Here is a 21833-nt window from a genome sequence, read left to right on the forward strand (position 1 = left end):
CAAGGGTTAGTTTTTCGCAGTAAACGTAAGCTTTTTACCTTCATTGATTTCACGTATTATGCTAAGGTCAACCTTTGGCTTCCTGTCATAGGTTAAAAGACCATTAATTTCCTGTTCAACATCTGTTATTTGGGTATAACAAAATCCTTGAACAAGCGGTGATTCCAGCAAGCCAGAAACAACTTGATAATATCGCTCAATAAAATCTTGGTCATTTGCGGCAGATGTATAGCCCCATCCTTGCCATTCATTTTTCTGATAGGCAATACCGCCAAACTCCGAAACCATAATGGGCTCACCCTTATGTTGAAAACCAGGAACAAATAATAGTCGGTCTGCAGGTGTAAACTGTAATGTACTATCAAGCTTGGAATACCTTTCTTTTAAAACTTCCTTTTCACCTTCATAGTCATGAATAGTTAAGATATCTGAAACGGTGTGTTCCCATCCGTCATTTGAAATGACTAGACGCGACTGATCCAATGATTTTGTTAAATAGTACATACTTACTAAATGATTCGCTTGACGGGGATCTCTTTTTAATCGAGGAACACCCCAGCTTTCGTTAATAGGAACCCACGCAATAATGGATGGATGATTATAATCTCGTTCTATTGCTTCCTGCCATTCAGACGAAATTCGTTTAATAGCTTTATCTGTAAACGTATGGCTGTTCGCCATTTCACCCCAGACAAGAATTCCTAAGTGATCTGCCCAATATAGATAACGAGGCTCCTCGACCTTTTGGTGTTTCCTAACCCCGTTAAAGCCCATTTCCTTCGTTAATTCGATATCTCTCTTTAAATCTTCATCCGTTGGTGCGGTTAGCAGGCTGGCAGGATAATACCCTTGGTCTAGAACTAGTTTCATATAATAAGGCATATTGTTTAATTCAATTCTTCCGTTATTAATAGAAATTTTTCTCATCCCAAAATAGCTGTCAACTTTATCAACAATCTTATTTTCTTCTTTTAAAAAAAGTTTAACAGTATAAAGAAATGGTTGTTCTGGGCTCCAAAGCTTTCCGTTACCGCTCTGGAAATCCTTCAACGAAACCACTTGTTTATTCTTGCGTTGAACAAGATTTACTTTACAAGACTCTTTTGCAACAACTAGGTCTTGAGAATAGATTTCTATTTCCAGCTCTTGTTTATCTGACGCATTCTGAATAAGGTATTCGACCGTTACTTCACCTGTATCAATGTTTGGTGTTAGTTTTACTCTTTCAAGGAACGAGTGATTGACTGGCTCCAGCCAAACACTTTGCCAAATGCCGGTTGTACGGGTATAAAAAATCCCTTCAGATTCCTTCTCCCAGTATTGTTTGCCACGCGGCTGCTCCAAGTCGGTTGATACGTCTTCTACCCTTACAACCACTTTATTTAATCCGCCCATTAAAGCATCTGTTATATCAGTGGAAAATGATGTATGCCCTCCTTCATGAACAGTAACGAACCTTCCATTGACCCAGACAGTTGCACGATAATCAACGGCACCAAAATGCAGCTGTATTTGTTTCCCCCGCCACTTGTCCGGAATCATAAATGTTTTTTCATACCAAACAACATCGTGGAACTCATTGGTATGAATACCGCTTAGTTGTGTTTGAAATGCATACGGAACAGTAATTTCTTGTTGATAGTCATGATTCACATACCACTCTTCTCTTAAACCATTATTGTGATCATCGAATGCAAAGTTCCATTGGCCATTTAGATTTAACCACTCATTTCGTCTGAAATTAGGTCTTGGATATTCTGGTCTAGGAATCATAGTAGTCATCGAATTTTCGCCTCGCTCATTAATTGTTTAAGAGTATCTACATTAATAGAAAGACTTTCATAAGGATCCCTTTCAAATTCCTCCTGCTCAACCGTGAACCACTCAACACCAACTTTATCCCCCATCTTAATTAGCGAGGCAAAATCAAGTTGACCTCTCCCTACTTCAATCCCAGTCTTTGTACCATTAACCATTTTCATATCCTTAATATGCAGGGACACCACACGACTTCCATATTTTTGAATGATTTCTAACGGATCTTGATCCGCAAAAGCGGCCCAATAACAATCTAATTCCATTTTTACTAAATCAGGGTCTGTGTGACCAAATAGCAGATCAAATCCCGTTTCACTTCCAAACTGTTCAAATTCAAATGCGTGGTTATGATAGCCGAAAGTAAAACCTGCCTCCTTGCATGTTTCTCCAATTTGATTCAGTACTTCTGCTGTTTTCTTATAATCCTCGGCTGTCTGTCTCATTTCCTTTGGAAGCGCAGGACAAACCAGTAAGTTATTATTAATGGCGCTATTGTATTCAAACGTCCTTTTTAATTCATCATCCAATAACTTCTCAATCCCTACATGTGCCCCGGCAGCGAGGAGTCCATTTTCTTCTAATACCGTTTGTAGTTTATTAGCTGGTGTATCATAAAAGCCCGCAAATTGGATTGCCTCGTATCCTAGCTCAGCCGCTTTTTGAATGGTCCCTAAAAAATCTTTTTCGGCATCTCTCCACACAGAAAATAATTGTAAGCCAATTTTACTCAATGGAAATTCCCCCTATTTAATAAATAAGAGGCAACTTAAAGAAATACTGCCGCCTCCCATTTTTTTAATTTTCAGTTAAACCTGAATATGTTCACTTAATTTAACAGCCTCACCTTTGGCCGCTGATTCGTATAGACCATTAATGATTTGTTGAAGATAGACACCTTGTTTGGCGGTGCTTAATGGTGTTGTTCCTTCTAAGCACGCATCCACAAATCTACTAAGTTCCAGTTCATGATAATCTCTCTTTGGTAAATATGCCGGAGTGAGATCAATTAACGATTCATGTTTTTCCTGATAGATTTTTAGTGGGAATACATCTGCTCCACCATTGTCCCCCATTAACGTTACATTCATTTCATCAGCTTTCTCAACATTCGCAGCAAATGCAGACTCTAATAGAATGGAAGCCCCATTTTTGAAAGTAATCATTCCGCGTGCCATATCTTCCACCGAAAAATTCTCCCAATCCCATGATCCCATGAGGCCTAGTCCTTTTCGGTTTCCTAGTTTTTGATAGGTTACTCCAAATACGGTATCCGGCTCTGGATAACCCATTAAATATAATGCCGTATCCAGCATATGAACCCCGATATCAATTAAAGGTCCTCCGCCTTGAAGTTCTTTGTTTGTGAATACCCCCCAGCCAGGAATTCCCCGTCGGCGCATTGCCGTCACACGTGCAGCATAAATATCACCAAGTTCACCCGCGTCGATAAAGCGCTTTAACACTTCCACCTGTGGTGCATGACGATAATGGAATCCATAGGTTAGGATTTTGCCAGCTTTTTGTGCTGCGTTGGCCATTTCTTCTGCTTCTTTTGCTGTCATAGCCGGCGGCTTTTCACATAGGACATGGCACCCTGCATTTAGTGCGGCTAGTGTGGCATGATAATGGAATTTGTTTGGTGTACAAATACTGACAGCATCCAATTTTAGAGTCTGAAACATTTCTTCATAACTCGTAAAAGTATGGGGAATATTAAATTCTGCTGCTAATTCATCAGCCTTTTCCTCTACAACATCACTTACAGCAACGATCTCAACTTTTTCCCCGCATTTTAAATAGTTTGGAATATGTGCATGCTTTGCAATGCCGCCCGCTCCGATAATCCCTACTCTTAATGTGTTCACCATTTTTCTTTGCCTCCGAATTATACTTTTTGTTTATCCATTATTATTTCAGCTATTTCTACTCTTCGTCCTTGATTGTGTGATATCATTGCTGCCTGGTTAATTAACGTTAACCCTAGTACATCTTTATCTGTAATGGTTGGTTCAGTTTCATCAATGATAAAATTTACCCATTGCTCCATCGGCAGCGGAAGTGGTTCTGGCAGCTTTTCAGGGGCATCCCATCCCTCGCCTGCCTGTTTAGAATTTAAGGTGATCTTATTATCTTCTATTAATAGAGTTCCTTCCGTTCCATACAGCTCCAGCTGGAAAGGGCTGCGTACTGAAAGAAATCCTGTTTCAATCGTTCCTAAGGCACCGTTTTCATATTCAATAATAGCGACGGAATTATCATCCACATCATAGCCAAATTGTTTTTGTAACCTTGCCGTAACAGCTTTTACCGGTCCTGCAAGACGATTGGTTAAATATATCGGGTGCGCTCCTAAGTCAATAAATGCACCACCGCCGCATTCCTCTTTATTAAAAAAGTGTTTTGGAAGCCATCCGTTTGGGTGTCCCTCAAACGGAACAGCACCATTATGTGCTAATCGGCAGCGAATATAGGTCAGTTTCCCTAATAGCCCTTCATCAATAACCTGCTGGGCATATAAAAAGTAATTTTCAGTCAGCCGGGGCAAAGAAACCATCAACTTTACATTGTTATTACTCACTGCCTCATAAATCTCTTTACAATCTTCCATCGTAAAAGCCAATACCTTTTCAGTAAAAATATGTTTTTTATTTTTTGCCGAAAGCAGGATGATCTCCTTGTGAAGGTTTGTTGGTGTATCTACAATAACTGCCTCAATCTCCGGATCAGCTAACACTTTCAGTAAATCTTGTTCAAAAGGAACACCTAGCTTTCCTGCCCACTCATTGCCGCGTTCGGCATTTTCGTCCCAGACTACTTTGATTTCCAGATGTTTATTTTGAGTTGCCTGCCGTGCATAATCATCAGCATGGACATGCCATTTACTTAATAAAGCAACCTTTACCACTTGTATAACCTCCTTTTTGCATATTGATTTTTATAGTATGTTAATTTCATAGAAGTCAGGGGAAAAAACAAACTGGCTGCTTTATCCCATCACTCCTTTCTAACTAGAGAAAGTATCACCTGATATAGGTACTACAATTACCTCCACACCTCTTTTTTCAATTTCCTTTAGAATTTCTTTATCTGCAAGATCACTAGTAATAAATATATCTGCTTGATTAAAAGGGCAAAAAGGGGTTAATCCTGATCTTTGAAGCTTGCTGTGGTCAGCCACAACAATAATCTTTTGTCCTGCAGAAACCATCGCCCGTTTCATTTCCGCATCATACAAATCAGAGCTTGTAAACCCATGCCTTAATGAAATTCCAGCTGTCCCAAGGAAAACATAATCGGCATTGTAGTTTTGTAATTCAGTCTCTACCTGCGGCCCAACAAGACTCATTGAATTCTTCCTTAGTTTCCCGCCTAATAAGTAGATCGAGGCAGTTTCATCTTTGCTGCATTCCTCTGCTACGTTCATAGCATTGGTTATAATCGTTAAGTTACTATTATCTGGTAAGTTTTTTCCTACATACCAAGTTGTTGATCCTGCATCAAAAATGATGGTTTGACCCTCTTTTATCAATTGGGCTGCAGCCTTCCCGATTAATTCTTTTTCAAGAGAATATTGTAACTTTCTTTTATCAACAGGAGGAATAAGAAATTGGCTTTCATCCTCCTCTATTAGGACTGCACCGCCATAGTTTTTCTCGGCAACGCCCTCTCTTTCAAGTTGATTCAAATCCCTCCGGATTGTTTCTTCTGATACATGAAGTAGCTCAACAAGATCAGAGACCTTTACACTCTTATTTTTTATTAATAACTCTTTTATTAACTTACGGCGCTGCGACACAATCATGTACTTTACTCCTTGTCATTAAGTAAATGCTCAGTAGACATTTCTTATTCTTCCCACTCCAGTAAATTATTTTCAAATACAGGTTGTGACGAATCTTTTGGAATACGGAATGTCTTTATTTCTGACGGCCTAAACGTAGTCTTTATTTGTCGATTCCATTTAGGTAAAGAAATGATGGCAGTAGTTTCATCATTTGCTGTTTCATAGGCACGCAGTATTAGATCCTCATTGTCCTCTGCTTGCTTTATGACACTAACTATGACATTCTCAACATCAACTGACAAGAAGGAATCTTTCTGTGGAAGGTGACCTTTATGATAGGTTTCAATAATGCTAATAGGTTTTTGGTTCAATTCGGCTGCACGTTTTACAGTCCCTGCTGTTTCCCAATTTCCTTCATGCGGCAGCAAGGAGTATGTGAATCTTTGAATTCCCTGATCAATAAATGAATAATACCTATCTTCTTCCGGAACCAGCGGGTCATGATGTGCATAAATTGGGCTGCGAAGGACCGTCATACTCATTTCTTTGTTATGGATGTCAAAGCTGTATTTGCCGTCATTTAGCAAGCTGAATCCGTATATCTCGCCTGTAGCTGGATGAGTTCCAGAAGTATCAATCCAGTTTTGTCCAGGCTCCTCTTCACCATTGCCCTCTCTAACAATATGCCCATAAGGAATTTCATAGGTTGATTTTCTGAAGATAAGATCAACAGGAAACTTAATCTTTAGTGCTTTAAATTGTTCCTGCCAGTTTAATGTACAATGGACATCAATCTGGTTTAACTCTTTATACATAGTAAAGTCTTGATGCAGTGTTGATCTTCCATATTCACTAATAACGCGAATAACCGATTTTACTGGGCCATGTTCCACCAGTTTTACACTCGTGGCTTTGAAGGTGCCATCTTCGCTCTTAAACTGAAGAACATTATGCGACCACGTGTCACTAAAATCGTTCATGACGACTGGTCTTGCCGCTGGTCCCCCTAGTATTTCCAGGTTCTTTTGTTTATCATATATACTTGTGACAAATCCTGTTTGTTGATCGATTTCAACTCTAAAATGGTCATTTTCCATACTAGTATCATTTGCCTTGATAGATGTGAATTCTTTATCAGTTTCACGTTGTACGATTTTATATACTCGGTACCCTATTGAAGGAAGATTGGCAATAAAGCTAATGCGTGAACGGCCCCCAGCGGTTGCCTGCGATTGAACCACTTGCATCGGAACTTGATTTCCCTCTTCATCTACTAAAATATCCTCAGGCTTTAATCCACCTATTTCCTGTTCAACATTTACATTACTGTTCCACGAATGAGGATTAAAGATAACAATTGGTTTCATCCCTTTTTCTTCTTCTATATCAATTCTCCATGACAAAGATTGGATGGCATAGTTGACACCCCGTTTAGCGATTGACATTGCCTCTCCGTGCATATCCCGCGCATCTTCATATGCTGCTTCAATACTTGTCCCTGCTAAAATATCATGAAATTGATTGAATAATACATTTTTCCATGCCTGTTTATATTCAGCAGCCGGATATTTTTGCCCGGTTGCCCAATCCGCAAGTGCCGAGAATTTCTCAGCTTTAATAAGGGCATTTTCTGCCTCGCGGTTCCATTTTTTAATTCCTGAATGTACAGAGTAGCATCCGCTTGCATGGTGCTGAAGGTCATCATGGACAACCGGGAACGGAAGATTCTTTACCATAAGGTCATCAAAAAATTTATTTACTGTACTAAACAAAAGTGTTGGATAGGACGGATTTTCATTTAATTGTTTAATACTTTCGATATTCTCCTTTGTTGGACCGCCGCCATGGTTACCAACACCGTAAAATGTCATTAAATCATTAAATGGTGCTTTTAATTCCCCTGCATTTCTACGTACATGTTTTTCAACATCCTTGCCCCATGTGCAATATTCAAATGGTATACGATAGGCTAAAACGCGTGAGCCGTCATCTGATTCCCACCAGAACAACCTTCCAGGAAGTCCTTTTTCCTGCGGGCTTGGACGCATAAAAATATAGTAATCCATACCGCTTTTCTTTAAAATTTGTGGAAGCATCCCATGGTGTCCAAAACTATCCACATTGTAGCCAACCTTCGCTGTCACCCCAAATTTTTCTTGGAAATAACGCTGTCCATAAAGCCCTTGGCGAACAAACGACTCCCCGCTCGGAAGGTTGCAATCCGGCTGAATCCACCAGCCGCCGACAATTTCCCATCGTCCTTCTTGAATACGTTGTTTGATTTCTTCAAACATCTCAGGTTCATTGTTTTCAATCCATTCATAATTAGCGGCGGAACTATTCGTGAATACGAAATCAGGATACTCTTTCATTCGATCAAGCGCAGACCTAAATGTTGCTTTTGTTTCCTGAAATCCCTCTTGCCATTGCCATAGCCATACGGGGTCAAGATGAGCATTTCCAATCATATGTAAGGTTTTTTCTTTTGTCTTCGGCAGTTGTTTTTCCATTATCGTACTATTTTTATTATTCATTTTCTGCACCTCCTAAAATTGGCAAATCCTTAATCGTTACAAGTGCTTCGGCATGCTGTCCGAAACGTCGCTTACCTACAGTAAGATCCACTGCAATTCGTTCCCTGTAGCCCGTGTATCCTTGCGGAATTGTAATCAATGTTGTAAATTGTACGGCTTCATTGCCTGGCAGCTTCGCATTGAATTCCCTGTTATTGATTTTCCAGCCTGCCGGCGTAATCATTTTCGCGATAATATCGCTTTCTTCTGGGAATGGGTTCTTTATTTCAACGGTTACTGAAAAGGTTTGTCCTGACTGTACCTCTGTCTGGTATGGCACTATGGACGCACCAAATCCTTCCGCTCCAAAATCCAGCTCCTCTAAAGGCAGGAGGTCTTTATGGAGTTGTTCAAGCACCTTCCCTTTTTCATCAACCCGTAAAAGAAATTCCTCCGTTACAACGATTGGATCCCAATGTCCAGAAATAATAAGGTCAGGTTTAACAGACTTATAGAGTTCAGCACTATCAACATAGTCGCTTATTCTGAATCGGTTATGGTACACATAATTGAATTGACCATTTTCACCTTGATATTGGTCACCAATGGCAAGAACTTTTTTCCCATCTACGCTAAATTCAATAGCAGCAGCATATAGTGTATGCCCTGCCTGCTCATAAACAATAAATTCATATTCTTCCCACTTAAATATCTGGTTTAAGGGAAGCTGCTTATCCACTTTTATCGGATCATACCACAGACATGGCAAATCATATTTTTTAGGGTTCTCCAAAACTTCTGCCACGTTCTCAGGGCACCAAACCTCAGTTCCTTCTACATCCCGCAATAGATTAATTCCTGCCACATGATCATCATGGTAATGGGTGGGAATGACAACATCGATTTTTTCAACTCCGTACTGTTCCTTTAACCTTGATAGAGTATATAACCAAGGTCTTCTTGATGCTCTGTCACTCCCAGAGCCGATTCCGCCAATAAAGTCGTAACCAAAGTCAATAAACAGCGCTTTGCCGCTTTTGGATAAAACGACGTAGGCATTAGACATGCTTGTGCAGTTTTGTAATAAATGAGGTGTAATTGCTTGATATGGATTATCCAGCAATTTAAATAATCTAGGATTCTGCATTCTTTGTTTCATTAATAGTGCATAACGCTCAATAAGGAGTTCCATTGCTGAAGATGGCTCCTCCATTATTTGCCCATGAGAGGGCAGAAGTAAATCAGGTTCCCGATCTTTTAAATCTAATAGTGAAAGAACACTTAAAGCAATGCCCTCACCGCCGTTGTAAGACCATTGTGTAGCCGCCAGCGACCAAACCTTTCCAGGTCCATAAATTAAATCACCTGTGAACGCTGTCTTCTTATCATCAATATCCGTTATTATGGTAATGGAACCAATGGAATGGCCTGGGCTGGGAATAATCGTGAACTTGAGTCCGTTTATCACATGTGCAGAATAATCCTTTAATGTTTTATACACTGGTACAGATTGAAGGATTGAAAAACGGTCTTGTCTCATATTGTAGTTATTAGTAATTTCTCTAGCCAGCCAGTGTTCATCCATATGGTGAAATAAATCTTGTTCACTGTGCGGTACCCAAATTCGGATCCCTTCCTTAACAGCAATTGGAAGCCCCTGGCACTGATCCCGATGATGATGGGTGATAAAAACGTCTGTTACACTCTCAACCCCGATTGTATCAAGATATTTAAGAACATTCCCATCCCCAAAGTCAATTAAGACCGCCTTTTCTTCGGTCTTAATAACGTATACATTACAAGTATCTTCATATAAATAAAGATTAGTTGAGATTTTCTTTATCACAATATGAATGACCCCTTTTCGTCAACAGCTTTGGATTCAACATATTCAATCAATGAGTACAAAACGTTCCCAGCATATCGTTTCGGATGGCTCCGTACTTCACTGGCCGACTCCTTCAGCCAGTTAAGCGGGGACTTAATGTCCTCAATATTTTCCATTGCCCTTAAAACATCGATGGACCTTCTTCCTGCCCACGCCCAGCTTTCCATCAGCTCTATCCATGGGACCAAATTATTACGCAAAGCATAATTGGTCATTCTAAATTTAAGCTGGTACCCCGCTTCGTCTAGTTCGTTCAAGTAATCATAAAGGTTTTTAACATCAACGCTAACTGATGCTTTTTCGCCGGATTGCAGGGAACATAGGGCTTTTGAAGTTAAATTTTCCAATGGCGCTGCCTTTGAATAATCCAGACATGAATGCAGACAATTTTCAGCAAATAGACGTAAAGCCTGGTAGTTTTCCACTCCACCAATTGTTTTCAGTGCATAGTCCCAAGAGGTCCACGGGTCATATTCTTCCGGATTGTTGAAGAAGTCCGCAAAGGTTAGTAAAGCGACTTTTGATGCTTCTGCCTGACTCATCGTATTGACAATGAACCCTTTACATACTTTTATAAGAGAGTTTTCGCGGCCGGTTATAGGACCGATATGCATTTCACTAGTCATTGCTAAATCATTTACAGGGTAGTTATCCCAAATAATCGGCTTTCTTTGAACCGCAGCTGCAAAATCAGCTGCATCTTGCTCTGAAATTGTCTTCGAACAAATCTCTGGCCCTGTATAAAAGATGTCAATTTCTTCGTTCAATCCTTTACCCAGTTCATGAATATAGTCACTAAATGGCGCTGTACCATGATAATCAGTTGGACAAAGAGAGAGCCTGCATGTTTTATCAAGTGATTTTAACCAGTGATTCAAACGGTTCGCAACATGAACATGTGCTTGTGCATAACTGGTGAACTTTTGCACTTCTTCCTCATGTTGAAATTCCGCAGCTATATCATCTAACATGATCATAAAATCCCTGACACCAATTTTATAAAATGCTTTAAATTTTTCCGTAATTAACTGAAAATCCTCTTCACATGCATAATTAATTGAAACACCAGATCCAATACTGTAGGCGAAATCTACTCCAACGTTCCTCGAATGAGCAACGGTTTCAGCAAACTGTTCCATAATAAAATCAGGATAAGGCTCCCGCCAGCGGGCGCGATGCTGACGGTCATTTTTTGGTCCATATATGTATAGATTAAACCCATGATCACCCATAAAGGAGATTAAATCCTTTCGCTCAGGAGCACTGTAAAATAATCCATAAAATCCTTCTATCACCCCTCTAATAGGGAATGGGGACTGGCTCATCAAAAATAACCTCCTTTAAAGATAAACTGCTCTCGAATCTCTATAACAGTTTCTATGTTTCTATAAAAGAACTTCTTTTTTATACCGGAAAGCTTGCTGCCTGTTGGGCGCTTCCAAGAAAGTACTGGATTTTTTCAATTACTGCAGCCTCAACTGCATTTTGGGCAATCTCTAACTGCTCCTTTGAAAGTGCTTTGCACTCCTCATTTGTCATTCTTTCTTTTCTTCCAAGGGAGTTCAAAAGTGCAAGTTCTAAATCGGTTGCGATATTCACTTTACTTATACCGCCGTTGGGAAGCATTGTCGCCTCTTTAATCATTTCAGATGGTACACCAGATCCTCCGTGGAGAACTAAATGAACAGGGGTTAAGTTTCTGATTTCCTTCAAGCGTTCAAGGTCGACCTTTGGCTGTTTTACCAGATAGACACCATGTGCCGTTCCGACCGAAACAGCCAGCGCATCACAGCCTGTCTCGTTCACAAATCGCAAGGCTTCTTTCGGATCGGTATAAAGCTCATCATCATTGTCAGTTTCTACAAAATCAGTTGTTCCGATTTTCCCAAGCTCCGCTTCAACAGAAACACCTTTTGCATGGGCAAATTCAACCACTTCTTTACTTATAGAAATATTTTCATCCAGCTCTTTTTCAGAAGCATCGATCATGACAGAAGTAAATCCAGCTTCAACACAATCCTCAATAACGGAAAATTCCTTTGTATGGTCAAGATGAAGGACAACGGGCACTGTGATTTTCTCTTCTTCCATTGCCTTGTAAAATGCCTCTCCAAATTCAAATGGAGTAATACCATAACGAATTAATTCTTTTTCGGATATTTGGATAATTAAAGGAGATTTTGTCTTTTCTCCTGCCCGTAAAACCGGACGAATCATCGGTGTATATCTTGGTGAGAAGGAGCCGACTGCATAGCCCTTTTTTTCAGCTTCTACCAAAACTTCTTTTAACGGCAGTACATTTATAAGATTAATATTCTTTTCCATAAACTTGTCCCCCTTTGATTTAAACTCTCTTGTGAAAATTTTGATAAAAGTTCCGTAAATGCAGCTGAAGACCCATATACCCTTCTTCGTACAAGCGTTTATATTCATGATGGTACTGCTGATTAGGTATTATTTCTTTAGGATTAGTAAATTGAATTGCCTTTGCAGCCTCTTCTTCGTCTTTATATACACCTGAGCAAATCCCTGCTGAAATTGCGGCTCCAAGCAGGGTCGCTTCATTTATTTCCGGGATAGCCAAATGGCAGTTTGTAATATCGGACTTTATTTGCATCCAGTAATGGTTTTTTGTCCCGCCGCCAACTGAAATCATTTGATTAATTAGCCGACCACCTATATTTTCAGCACTTCTGCGAATCGATTCCAGTTCATACGCAGTTCCCTCCATCATCGCTTTCAAAAGATCTTCACGTTTATGAGATGTCTTGAGACCGATGAAAGCAGCTCTTGCAAACGGGTCAGGCTGTGGGGAACCACTCCCAGATAAGTATGGATAGTATAAAATACCTGACGGCCCTTCTATTGATCGAGCCGATAGACTAATAATTTCATCATAGGACATTTTTTGATCCGAAAACTGATTTCTAAACCATTCAATTGAACCCCCTGAGGCTGAAATTCCTCCCATCCAAAAGAATTTATCCCTCACAACATGACATCCAAATGTAAGTCCTGATGCAAAATCCACTTCTGTAAGCTGCTTTTTTTCTATCGCCCCTACAAGTGTTTCAGCTGTACCAATAGAATCAAATACACTTCCAGGGGTGACAGCACCAACGGCAAGGGCAGCTGCAAGGTGGTCATGACCTGCAACTGTAACAGGTATCCCTTGAGGTATTCCAAGCTCTTCTAACTCTGTAGACAGAGTGATTCCCATTTTTGTTCCGCTCGGCAATGCCTCCGGGAATAATTGGTCCGATAAATTGAAATGCCTAATCCAGTCCTGGTCCCAAGAAAGTTGATCAATTTGAAACGCATAGGTTCTTGCTGCTAAAGAATAGTCTGTTGCAAAATGATCGGTAAGCTTATAGGCAATAAAGTCTGAAGCCGACAGCCAGACTGCATCGTCCAAAATGTCTGTTTGCTGCTTTCTCAAGTGGATTATTTTTGCAAGTCCATATTTATAACTGCTATGAAGACCCGTTTTCTGAAAGCGATGTAAAGGGCTGTCCTCATTAGCAATTTCCTCCGCTTCACCTTCAGCACACCGGCTGAACCAAGGAATGAAAGGGGTCCTTGGTTTACCAGTCTGCCTGTCCAACAAGAGACCAGTTTCCGCCATACTTGTAATGCCGATAGCCGAAACTTTTTCCTCACAGCAGAGCATAACTTCCTTTAAACAACTTGTAATATTATCCCATATATCTTCAGGCAAATAATACGGTTCTCCTTGCTGGTTATAATGGGCAATGGTTGGACGAACAGAATACTGAATAACTGATCCATTTTCTTTAAATACCCCTGCCTTACAATGAGTAGTCCCAATATCAATCCCAAGTAATGCCATTAGTTAAACAATTCCTTCCTTTAAAATTCCATTAGGTTCGGATTATCCCTTAGATCCAGCTGTTAAGTTCATTCCTTCAATGAAGTAACGCTGGAAGAAGAAGAAAATGGTGATAACTGGAAGTAATACCATAATCGATCCTGCCATCAAAAAGTTCCATTGCGTATCATTTTGACCTTTAAATATTTGTAATCCCAATTGCAGCGTATAGAGAGACTCATCGCTTATGTATAATAATGGACCAAGAAAATCATTCCATGCTCCGTTAAAAGAAAAAATGGCAACAGTGGCAATCGCCGGTTTTGCCAGTGGAATGAAAATTTTCCACCAGATATAAAGATGATTAGCACCATCAATTTTGGCTGCTTCAATTAATTCATTTGGTATCGTCAAAAAGAACTGTCTAAGCAAGAAAATATTAAAGGCACTTCCAAAGAAAGCAGGGAGAATTAACGGTAAATAGGTGTTTAACCATCCCAGCTTGGCATAAATCACATATTGCGGGACTAATGTAACAAACCCGGGAATCATCATCGTTGCAAGGACGATTGCGAACAAAACATTCCTGCCTTTAAACTGGATTTTTGCAAATCCGTAAGCAATAAACGAGTTTGCCACAACATTTCCGATTACAACGAAAAAAGTAATAAACAGCGTGTTTAAGGTATATTGCAAAAAAGGACCTTTTTGTAGTGTTATTAAATAGTTTTCCCAATGCCATTCTTTTGGGATAAAGGTTGGCGGATAGGTCATGATTTCTTTCATATCCTTCAAAGAGGTGGCAATCATCCACCAGATTGGGGATAAAATTAACAGACTTCCTAAAATTAAAATGATCAGGACAATCGTCTGACCAGTTTTTTTCTTGAAATTCGCACTTTTAAAATAGTTTTCCTTTGTTTGGGCTGCTGCACTCATTTCCGATCCTCCCCTTCATAATGTACCCAGCGCGGGGCAATCTTTAGGTTGAAAACTGTTAACACAAGGATGATGATGAATAATATCCAGGACATGGCCATCGCGTAACCCATATCGAAAACCTCAAACGCTTTGTTCCACATATGCAAATTGAAGAATACCAGTGAATTGGCTGGTCCACCGTCTCCACTCTCACTCATTACGTAGGCTTCCTGGAAAATCTGGAAGGCTCCAATTGTACTCGTCACAAGATCAAAAAAGATAACCGGGGTAATCATTGGCAATGTAATATGAAAAAACTTTCTAAACGAGTTAGCCCCGTCAATCTCAGCTGCTTCATATAAGGACTGTGATACACCTTGAAGGCTTGCTAAGTACAAAAGCATTCCGCCGCCGACACTCCACATTTTCATAAAAATTAAAGCGTTCTTTGTCCAGGAAGGATCTGTCAGCCAAGCAGGACCGTCAATCCCTACAAAACCAAGCAGTGTGTTTACCAATCCTGAAGAAGGACTTAAAAGCTGCATCCAAAGCAAATAGACGCCTACACCGGATAAAACAGCAGGTAAATAAAAAATGGTTCGAAATACTCGCATCCCCTTTATTCCCTGATTTAAAAGAACGGCCAACAGGACAGCCCCCGTCGTTGTTAACGGCACAGAGATTACGACATAGTAAAGCGTGTTTTTCAGTGAGAGCCAAATTAGTGGGTCATTTGTAAACATTTTTTTGAAGTTATCGAGGCCGATAAAATCCATTTTTGAAGTGATGTTGAAATTGGTAAAGCTTCCATAGAGGGAAAATATTAGTGGTCCAGACATAAAAAACAGAAAACCAATAATCCACGGTGCAATAAAAAGGTATCCCTGTAATCCTTCTTTTCGCTGATATGAGGACATTCCTTTTTGTTTTTTATTTTTTATTGTTATATCTGGTTTACTTGATACAATTGGTTCCATCTCGTTCATCCCTTCTGTCAAGGTTAAACAATCAGGGAGCGAATTGATGTCACTCCCTGAACAATTTCCTATTATTTTTTGTTAGATTTAACTAATTCTTCTACTGCTTTTTGAGCTGCATTCAATCCTTCTTTCGGTGATTTTTTCCCTAATAGAACGGACTCAATTTCAGGCTGGATTAAATTGATATAATCAGGTGCTTCAATTGGTGTTGGAGTTAGTAAGGTTTGTTTCATATTTTCAGCTGCTTCAGAATAAACCATTTTTCCTTCTTCTGAAAATTCTGAACTGCCTGCAGATTTTTCTGCTGCTTCTTTGTTTGCTACAATATCAAAGTTTTTAACAGCCCAGTATTCCTGTGCCTGAACATCCGTTAAATACTTCAGGAATTCCCATGCTTCATCAGGATGTTTTGCTCCTTTAGGAATTTCAGCGACAAAGCCGCCGCCCCAGCTTGAATTGCCGCTTCCTTCTTCCATTGCTGGCAGAGGTGCAACACCGAAGTTCATACCTTCACCGTAATCTCTTATTTTCGTGAAGAAGTTTGCATTATCAGTAGTAATTGCTAGTTTACCAGCAACAAATGGATCTGCAGTTTGCTCACCAAACTCTGCCTTGAAGGTATTAATAATTTTATCACCGTAATAGTCATAATAGTTTTTCATCCATGTTAAGGCTTTTACATTTGTTTCATCATTGATAATTGCTTTATTTGCATCAAAATCCCAGTAACCTTTTCCATCTGCATTGATCATCCAGACATCTGCTCCGATTCCCTGGTTTGGCAGATAACCGATTCTTTCATACCTATCTCCTTTTTTCACATCAAGCTTTTTACCCATTTCTTCTAACTCTTCCCATGTTTTTGGAGGTGTATTAGGGTCAAGGCCAGCTTCTTCAAACATATCTTTATTCCAGAACATTAAACGTGTATCTGTGTTGAAAGGGAGTGCGTATGGATCTCCTTCATACAAACTTGCATTATACAATTCTGGGTAGAAGCGGTCTTTCACTTCTGGATCTTGCTTTAAATATTTTGCAAGATTAGTATTTTGATTATTTTGCGCACGGTGTCCTACTGCGTTAATGTCGTTAATGATTAAGTCTGCAGGATTTCCTGCAGCGATTGAAGCTAAGTTCTTAGTCCAAACATCCCCCCATGGAAGATATGTATGTTTGACTTCAATTTTATCCTGAGATTTATTGAAATCATCGATAATTTTTTCAATGATTGGCCTGCGTGTTTCAGAACCCCAAAATGTCCAGAAGTCGATAACAACTTTTTCGCCGTCTTTAGAATTACCGCTAGACTTTGTCGCTCCGGATTCTTTGCTTGAACAGCCAGCCAGGATTAAAGAGAAGCTTATGGCCAGAATTAACAGTGACACTAATGTTTTTCTTACTGTTTTCATTCATTTTCCCCCTAAATAGATTATTTGTTTTTGGTCACAACCCTCACAAACTATTGATTTGTAATTGTAAATTTTTCTCCCTCAATTTTTTTCTCAGAGGCCTATGGAATTATATCGTTTCTTGATGCATTCATTGACGTTTGTTGTGGGATGTTGTGGACTTATTACTATTATTATATGAATACGCTTTCATGTCAATTGATTTTTGAAAATTCTATTAATATTTTTGCCATTTTCAAAAAAAAGACACAATTGTGGTCAACAGGCTTCATCTATTGCTATTTCCGGTAAACCTCTAATGATAAAATGTGCAGAAGTCGTGCAGATTAAAGCTATTGAGCTCGCAAATAGTAATAACCCCACGCCCGTAGCAAACATGAATAGCAATAAAACCAACAAAAACCCACACGACATCAAAAATGTGATAACGGGGTTCCGGATTCCTAGCATAAAAGCAAAAAACAGTGTTTTATACCACGGGAACTGATAGCGCAGAAAAACAGGAAAACTATAGGACACGGCAATTAAAAATAATAAGCTAAACAACAATACTGCATAGCGAATGGTCACAAAGATATCAGCTATTGCATTTCTTAGAATCAGCAGGTCTAAAAATAGCAAACCTCCAATTAGTACAATGGAAAGTCCAAGCGGATAGCTTTTTAGAAATAATCTCTTAAACTCACGAAAATAGACTTTAAAATCTGGCTCATGCTGATCTTCCCTAACCCATTTGTCCATTACGCTAAACATTGTAGCTGTTGCTGGGATCACGGTAATGACCGGTAATGAAAACAATATCCAGATCGCGTTTAAATATAATAGTCTCCATAGCCACTCCATTAAAAAAGTAAGCGCTCTGCCCATATCACTCTCTCCTTTACATGTAATCAAAGAGAATGCCGGCGAACACCTTTTAAGCAGTCTCGGCACTCTCTGACGCCGTTCCTATTTAACTATTTACCTTTTTATCTGCTTCAAGGACCTCCAGTGCTTCGAGGGCAACTGTTAGAGATTGAATACTGTCTTTATAGGTTGCTAGCACGAATTTAGGATTTTGTTCTTCAATGGCCTTCGCGAATGCCTCCAGTTCAAGCTGATATAGTCCATGTTCCTCCGCCTCGAAGGATACTGCTGTCCCCTCCAACTTACCGCTTACACTTCCTTTAACAAGATCAAGTGTTAAATGCAGCTGGTCGGAAATCAGTTCTATTTGCGTAAATACATCCGGATAGGACCAAGTATGGGTATGATTTTGTAATATTCCATTTTGGTATTTCATCAAAAGGGTAAAGCTATCCTCAACCGTAAAGTCCCCGCCTTTTTGAACAACCAGATTGCCTTGGTAACCAGTTACTTTCTCTACTTCCCCAAGCAGATAGCGGGAGAGATCAAAGATATGAATCGCCTGATCAAATACAGGCCCACCTGAAATTTCTTTATTAAAAAACCAGCGCGGCCAGTTTGGTCGAAGTGCTAAACCATCAAGCATGGCACTGCGGACCCATGCAACCCGTTTGCCTTTAATAAGTTCTTTTAAGTAGGCAACAGCAGGACTGTACCGGTACATAAAGCCAACACTGTTAATGACTCCAGTTCTGTCTAGTATCTCATCGACTTTTTTAGCCATCTCGAGATTTTTTGCAGGCGGTTTTTCTATAAAACAATGAATCCCCCGTTCCGCTGCTTCACGGACAAGAAACTCCCGCACTTCTGGGGGTGTACATATAATGACTCCATCAGGCTTACTTTCCTCAAGCATTTTCACATAATCAGTAAAACCCTTCACACCAAATTTATTTGTGGCTTTTAAGAGGGTTTCTTCATTTAATTCACAAACACCAACTACTTTAATTCCAGCTATTTTCTGCATCGTACTTAAATGCCCCTGGCCTTGCCAGCCAGTGCCAACTACTGCAATCCGTACCATCATTTCATTCTCCTCATCATTTTTTGGTTAAAAGGTAATTAAAGCAAAACCGACTAGGAATCAGACTTGCTTTCATCTAGTAAACTCTTAACCCATTGAAGAGCACTGGCGCAGTCATCAGTTGGATCAAAATCCCCCGCTTCTTGCTCAATTGATACCGTCCGGTCATAGCCAATTTCTTTTAGGGCATATACACACTCAGCAATACCGGCAATTCCCGTTCCAAGTGCGACAGGATTATGCATACCTGCTTCCCTTACATCTTTTAGATGTACATTAAGTAAGGAATCCTTTAATTGCAAAATCGCTTCAGATGCAGAAAAGTCCTGTGTTCCATACCACCCCGTATCAACAACAGCACCAAGCAAGTCTCCATAATCACCGATAATCTCCTTGATTTCATCAGGATGCTTTTCTGGATGGTTCTCTACACCAACCTTGATCCCAAATTCATTACATAGACTATAAATGACCGGAGCTGACTCTTTGGAAATGCCGCTTGTAATTAAGTCAATTCCTAGCATTTTGGCTGTTTCAAAACACAGCCTCGTCCATCTTGGATAGCGGATTGGGTCGCCAAGCGAACAAGAATAAGAATAGACGCTTAAACTATAGCTCTGCCAAATTTTCTTTAATTCTTCTGCAAAATAAGGAGTCATAAATTTAGGAAAAGCATGTCCCATCCATAATTCCATATTTTGAAACCCCGCACCTCGTATATCCTGGCAAATGGTGTTGAATTCAGCTAAGCTAAATGTTTCAATTACTTTGCGCTCAGCTTCTCCCCATGCTTCCATACTTGACTGGTAGTTCGTTGCACGGGCAAAATAATTTGCACTTTGAAAGCCAATGATCATTATGAACACCTCTATAAAATTTATCCGGAAAATGTTCCAGCTGTTACAATCCGGTGATACGAATTTCTACCTAAAGCTCCTTCAGGCATTTTCCATGGTGCATCGTGGTTAAGCCTCTCGACCTCTAACTCTTCAAATCTGTAAATCTCACCATTAAGCCATTGATCAATTCGATACTCTGCGGATTCTAACCTTGAGAGTATTCCTCCATAGCGGATATCAATAATTTCCCAGCCAAAAGGTTTCATTGTTGAAAACCATAGTGAACGATGAAGCTTTCGTAAATCATCGACCATATTTCGTAGTGTTGGCAGCTCACCTTTCAGGCGTGTTAATCTCTGTTTATCATTTTGATCAAAGGCACCCTTTAATTTGATGCCTATGTCTGCTTTAATACTCAATACATGAGCCAGCTGGGTATAAAAACTAAAAATCCCTGCCCAGCTTGTGTTCCTGTCTTTCGCTTTTTCCAAGCGTGAAGCCAAATTTGCGTAATGTTCACTTAAATGCAAGGAACGAATATTCTCATCATATAAACCGAGTAAAACATCTTGCCATAACAAAAATTTAGATGGATGTGATTCATGCAGGTTATCTTTATAAACGCCAGGTGTCTCATCGAATTCATTTAAGGCAACAAAATCATCCCAATTGCCACCGGTGCAAAAATGGAACCGTTTGGCTAACTTCTTTTGACTCACTTCACTTGCATATCCGTGTTCGGCAAACAACTGCAGGCCAGCCAAACCGGTAAATGGATGTGTTTCTGCTCCGTTATCGCCCCACATGGTTGCAAATACCTCGCGGATTCCTTCTTTTTTACAAGCTTCTAAAGCGGCATTCGTGGTAACGATTGTTTTTCCATAGTTCGGAGCAATGCCATTCCAAGTCCATACGCCCCCGGCGAAGATTGGCTCTGAACCAAATTCTTTATGTTTTCTCAAGAATATTCGGTAAAATTCTTCATCCGTATGATAATAATCCCAATAAACAAATTGAACATTTTTTGGCATAGATTCCATGACGTCCTCTGGGATGTTAGCAGTTAAATCATAGTAATTTCCTGATTTGGAACCAAGTCGAAAATACATATCGCTCCAAATCATCGGTTTTAAGGCTAACGATTCTGCGAGTGATACCACCCTGTGAAGATGCTTATTCATAATATCAAAGCGTTTTTGATATCCATGCTCCTCCAAATATTTCCCTAAGCCAAGCTGATGTGCTTCGTCCATTCCGATATGGATACGCTTGCTTCGGAATGGCCGTGAGGCAGCTTTTAACAATTCTTCAATAAATTCATAGGTTTCTTCACTATCTGCTAATAAAATATCGGCGGTATCTCTTATCTTTGCTGCATAATTCCATTTTAGTGCCTCTGTTAAATGGGCGAGTGTTTGGATACATGGAATTATTTCAATGCCGAAATGATCTGCATAGTCATCACAGGCTTGTAATTCCTGCTCGGTATATCGGCCCCTCATATAACCGAAATATGGATATTTCTCAACAGTAAAGGTATCCTCTGTGTACATCATGACAATATTCAAGCCCATTAAAGCCATTTTTTGTAAAAGGGTATGAATCCCGTCTACGGTCATTACGGCATTACGCGAACAATCCACCATAACACCATTTGTTTTAAATTGTGGCTCTTCAGTTATTTCAAATTGATTACCTTCATTAAACTCCTGCAGCCACAATCCTAATGCACGAAAAAAGTGAATTTTTTCTTGATAGCGGATTACTCCATGGTCTTTCTGGCAGGCAGCCTTTAATGGACCCGTTATTTGTTCCACAGTGATAGGAATTCCATCTTTCGATTGCTGAATATCCAACTCTCTGCAAATAATCTCTAATCCTTGTTCAAGCCCCTGCAAATCACCACTAAAATGAATATTCAT

At 39.8% G+C, this 21833-nt stretch carries 17 protein-coding genes; all 17 read right to left on the reverse strand.

Annotated elements, in window-relative coordinates; translation table 11 throughout:
• Positions 1-6 precede the first annotated feature (6 nt).
• A complete protein-coding gene (locus MLOOGBEN_RS00665) occupies positions 7-1782 on the reverse strand; it encodes a glycoside hydrolase family 2 protein (RefSeq protein WP_179156334.1) in 1776 nt (591 codons plus the stop codon).
• Complete coding sequence (locus MLOOGBEN_RS00670) at positions 1779-2549, reverse strand: sugar phosphate isomerase/epimerase family protein (protein WP_179156335.1); 771 nt, start codon at positions 2547-2549, stop codon at positions 1779-1781. Before MLOOGBEN_RS00670 ends, MLOOGBEN_RS00665 begins: the two co-directional genes overlap by 4 nt.
• Before the next feature lie 75 nt (positions 2550-2624).
• Positions 2625-3686, reverse strand: a complete 1062-nt coding sequence (locus MLOOGBEN_RS00675; RefSeq protein WP_179156336.1) for a Gfo/Idh/MocA family protein — start codon at positions 3684-3686, stop codon at positions 2625-2627.
• A gap of 17 nt (positions 3687-3703) precedes the next feature.
• Positions 3704-4723: a Gfo/Idh/MocA family protein gene (locus MLOOGBEN_RS00680; RefSeq protein WP_179156337.1), complete on the reverse strand. Its 1020-nt coding sequence runs from the start codon at positions 4721-4723 to the stop codon at positions 3704-3706.
• Positions 4724-4822: 99 nt separating this feature from the next.
• The gene (locus MLOOGBEN_RS00685) at positions 4823-5620 is read right to left on the reverse strand and encodes a DeoR/GlpR family DNA-binding transcription regulator (RefSeq protein ID WP_179156338.1); all 798 of its coding nucleotides are present in this window, start codon (positions 5618-5620) and stop codon (positions 4823-4825) included.
• A gap of 44 nt (positions 5621-5664) precedes the next feature.
• Positions 5665-8136: an alpha-mannosidase gene (locus MLOOGBEN_RS00690; RefSeq protein WP_218780984.1), complete on the reverse strand. Its 2472-nt coding sequence runs from the start codon at positions 8134-8136 to the stop codon at positions 5665-5667.
• The gene (locus MLOOGBEN_RS29030; protein WP_218780985.1) at positions 8129-9961 is read right to left on the reverse strand and encodes an MBL fold metallo-hydrolase; all 1833 of its coding nucleotides are present in this window, start codon (positions 9959-9961) and stop codon (positions 8129-8131) included. The genes MLOOGBEN_RS00690 and MLOOGBEN_RS29030 overlap by 8 nt, the downstream gene beginning before the upstream one ends.
• The gene (locus MLOOGBEN_RS00700) at positions 9958-11328 is read right to left on the reverse strand and encodes a protein O-GlcNAcase (protein WP_179156339.1); all 1371 of its coding nucleotides are present in this window, start codon (positions 11326-11328) and stop codon (positions 9958-9960) included. The genes MLOOGBEN_RS29030 and MLOOGBEN_RS00700 overlap by 4 nt, the downstream gene beginning before the upstream one ends.
• Before the next feature lie 79 nt (positions 11329-11407).
• Complete coding sequence (locus MLOOGBEN_RS00705; protein WP_179156340.1) at positions 11408-12328, reverse strand: class II fructose-bisphosphate aldolase; 921 nt, start codon at positions 12326-12328, stop codon at positions 11408-11410.
• 19 nt (positions 12329-12347) lie between these two features.
• Positions 12348-13853 (reverse strand): FGGY-family carbohydrate kinase, encoded by a 1506-nt coding sequence (locus tag MLOOGBEN_RS00710; protein WP_179156341.1) that lies wholly within the window; start codon positions 13851-13853, stop codon positions 12348-12350.
• Positions 13854-13895: 42 nt separating this feature from the next.
• On the reverse strand, positions 13896-14771 hold the full coding sequence (locus MLOOGBEN_RS00715; protein ID WP_179156342.1) for a carbohydrate ABC transporter permease: 876 nt from the start codon (positions 14769-14771) through the stop codon (positions 13896-13898).
• Positions 14768-15730, reverse strand: a complete 963-nt coding sequence (locus tag MLOOGBEN_RS00720; protein WP_306430710.1) for a carbohydrate ABC transporter permease — start codon at positions 15728-15730, stop codon at positions 14768-14770. Before MLOOGBEN_RS00720 ends, MLOOGBEN_RS00715 begins: the two co-directional genes overlap by 4 nt.
• A gap of 71 nt (positions 15731-15801) precedes the next feature.
• Positions 15802-17142, reverse strand: coding sequence for an ABC transporter substrate-binding protein (locus MLOOGBEN_RS00725; RefSeq protein ID WP_179156343.1), 1341 nt, complete (start codon positions 17140-17142; stop codon positions 15802-15804).
• Between the two features lie 258 nt (positions 17143-17400).
• Positions 17401-18009 (reverse strand): YesL family protein, encoded by a 609-nt coding sequence (locus tag MLOOGBEN_RS00730; protein ID WP_179156344.1) that lies wholly within the window; start codon positions 18007-18009, stop codon positions 17401-17403.
• An 85-nt stretch (positions 18010-18094) separates the two neighbouring features.
• Positions 18095-19075 (reverse strand): Gfo/Idh/MocA family protein, encoded by a 981-nt coding sequence (locus MLOOGBEN_RS00735; RefSeq protein WP_179156345.1) that lies wholly within the window; start codon positions 19073-19075, stop codon positions 18095-18097.
• Between the two features lie 50 nt (positions 19076-19125).
• Positions 19126-19929, reverse strand: coding sequence for a sugar phosphate isomerase/epimerase family protein (locus MLOOGBEN_RS00740; protein ID WP_179156346.1), 804 nt, complete (start codon positions 19927-19929; stop codon positions 19126-19128).
• Positions 19930-19949: 20 nt separating this feature from the next.
• Positions 19950-21833 (reverse strand): beta-N-acetylhexosaminidase, encoded by a 1884-nt coding sequence (locus MLOOGBEN_RS00745; protein WP_179156347.1) that lies wholly within the window; start codon positions 21831-21833, stop codon positions 19950-19952.

Source organism: Bacillus sp. EB106-08-02-XG196, from assembly GCF_013396335.1.
Lineage (GTDB): Bacteria > Bacillota > Bacilli > Bacillales > Cytobacillaceae > Neobacillus.